Below are 2,500 nucleotides of genomic sequence, written 5' to 3'. Positions count from 1 at the left end.
CTTAACCTCGCATCATAACGTAACTCGCCGGTTCATTCTACAAAAGGCACGCTCTCACCCATTAACGGGCTCGAACTTGTTGTAGGCACACGGTTTCAGGTTCTATTTCACTCCCCTCCCGGGGTGCTTTTCACCTTTCCCTCACGGTACTGGTTCACTATCGGTCACTAGGGAGTATTTAGGGTTGGGAGATGGTCCTCCCAGATTCCGACGGGATTTCACGTGTCCCGCCGTACTCAGGATACTGCTAGGTACAAAGACTATTTTAAATACGAGGCTATTACTCTCTTTGGCTGATCTTCCCAAATCATTCTTCTATAATCTTTGAGTCCACATTGCAGTCCTACAACCCCGAAGAGTAAACTCTTCGGTTTGCCCTCCTGCCGTTTCGCTCGCCGCTACTAAGGCAATCGCTTTTGCTTTCTCTTCCTGCAGCTACTTAGATGTTTCAGTTCACTGCGTCTTCCTCCTCACATCCTTAACAGATGCGGGTAACAGGTAGTACCTGTTGGGTTCCCCCATTCGGAAATCCCTGGATCATCGCTCACTTACAGCTACCCAAGGCATATCGTCGTTTGTCACGTCCTTCTTCGGCTCCTAGTGCCAAGGCATCCACCGTGCGCCCTTATTAACTTAACCTTATTTTCTGACCTTTCAGTCATAAACTCTTATTAATACTACAGCGTTTTCGGTTTATTTTCTTGTTACTATTTGATATAGATATTCAATTTTCAATGTGCATTACTTGGTGATCTCTCACCAATGGAGCCTAGCGGAATCGAACCGCTGACCTCCTGCGTGCAAAGCAGGCGCTCTCCCAGCTGAGCTAAGGCCCCACAAGACCTCTCAAGACTAAACAAGACCAATGCGCAGTTCCTTATCCTTAGAAAGGAGGTGATCCAGCCGCACCTTCCGATACGGCTACCTTGTTACGACTTCACCCCAATCATCTATCCCACCTTAGGCGGCTGGCTCCTTACGGTTACCTCACCGACTTCGGGTGTTACAAACTCTCGTGGTGTGACGGGCGGTGTGTACAAGGCCCGGGAACGTATTCACCGCGGCGTGCTGATCCGCGATTACTAGCGATTCCGACTTCATGTAGGCGAGTTGCAGCCTACAATCCGAACTGAGACTGGCTTTAAGAGATTAGCTTGCCGTCACCGGCTTGCGACTCGTTGTACCAGCCATTGTAGCACGTGTGTAGCCCAGGTCATAAGGGGCATGATGATTTGACGTCATCCCCACCTTCCTCCGGTTTATTACCGGCAGTCTCGCTAGAGTGCCCAACTGAATGATGGCAACTAACAATAGGGGTTGCGCTCGTTGCGGGACTTAACCCAACATCTCACGACACGAGCTGACGACAACCATGCACCACCTGTCACCTCTGTCCCGAAGGAAAGCTCTATCTCTAGAGCGGTCAGAGGGATGTCAAGACCTGGTAAGGTTCTTCGCGTTGCTTCGAATTAAACCACATGCTCCACCGCTTGTGCGGGCCCCCGTCAATTCCTTTGAGTTTCAACCTTGCGGTCGTACTCCCCAGGCGGAGTGCTTAATGCGTTAGCTGCGGCACTAAACCCCGGAAAGGGTCTAACACCTAGCACTCATCGTTTACGGCGTGGACTACCAGGGTATCTAATCCTGTTTGCTCCCCACGCTTTCGAGCCTCAGCGTCAGTTACAAGCCAGAGAGCCGCTTTCGCCACCGGTGTTCCTCCATATATCTACGCATTTCACCGCTACACATGGAATTCCACTCTCCCCTCTTGCACTCAAGTTAAACAGTTTCCAAAGCCTACTATGGTTAAGCCACAGCCTTTAACTTCAGACTTATCCAACCGCCTGCGCTCGCTTTACGCCCAATAAATCCGGACAACGCTCGGGACCTACGTATTACCGCGGCTGCTGGCACGTAGTTAGCCGTCCCTTTCTGGTAAGATACCGTCACAGTGTGAACTTTCCACTCTCACACTCGTTCTTCTCTTACAACAGAGCTTTACGATCCGAAAACCTTCTTCACTCACGCGGCGTTGCTCGGTCAGACTTCCGTCCATTGCCGAAGATTCCCTACTGCTGCCTCCCGTAGGAGTCTGGGCCGTGTCTCAGTCCCAGTGTGGCCGATCACCCTCTCAGGTCGGCTATGTATCGTCGCCTTGGTAAGCCCTTACCCCACCAACTAGCTAATACAACGCAGGTCCATCTGGTAGTGATGCATTTGCACCTTTTAAGCAAATGTCATGCAACATCTACTCTTATGCGGTATTAGCTATCGTTTCCAATAGTTATCCCCCGCTACCAGGCAGGTTACCTACGCGTTACTCACCCGTTCGCAACTCATCCAGAGAAGCAAGCTCCTCCTTCAGCGTTCTACTTGCATGTATTAGGCACGCCGCCAGCGTTCGTCCTGAGCCAGGATCAAACTCTCATTAAAAGTTTGAGTTCTCACTCATTTCTGTCACTGACAGATTTATTGTTTTTTCATTGTTCAGTACTACAAC

Annotated in this window: 1 tRNA gene and 2 rRNA genes (1 of these 3 cut by a window edge); all 3 read right to left on the bottom strand. The window is 50.4% G+C overall.

What is annotated here, in order from left to right:
- A 23S ribosomal RNA gene (locus HT669_RS07080) occupies positions 1-639 on the bottom strand (it extends 2,263 nt beyond the left edge of the window).
- 124 nt (positions 640-763) lie between these two features.
- A tRNA-Ala gene (locus tag HT669_RS07075) sits at positions 764-836 on the bottom strand.
- 51 nt (positions 837-887) lie between these two features.
- Positions 888-2,433 (bottom strand): 16S ribosomal RNA (locus HT669_RS07070).
- Together the 16S and 23S rRNA genes with 1 tRNA gene alongside form the textbook arrangement of a ribosomal RNA operon.
- Positions 2,434-2,500 lie beyond the last annotated feature (67 nt).

This window comes from Streptococcus sp. 2100, assembly GCF_013276335.1.
GTDB lineage: Bacteria > Bacillota > Bacilli > Lactobacillales > Streptococcaceae > Streptococcus > Streptococcus pseudopneumoniae.
This window is presented reverse-complemented; position numbering and strand designations above follow the sequence as displayed.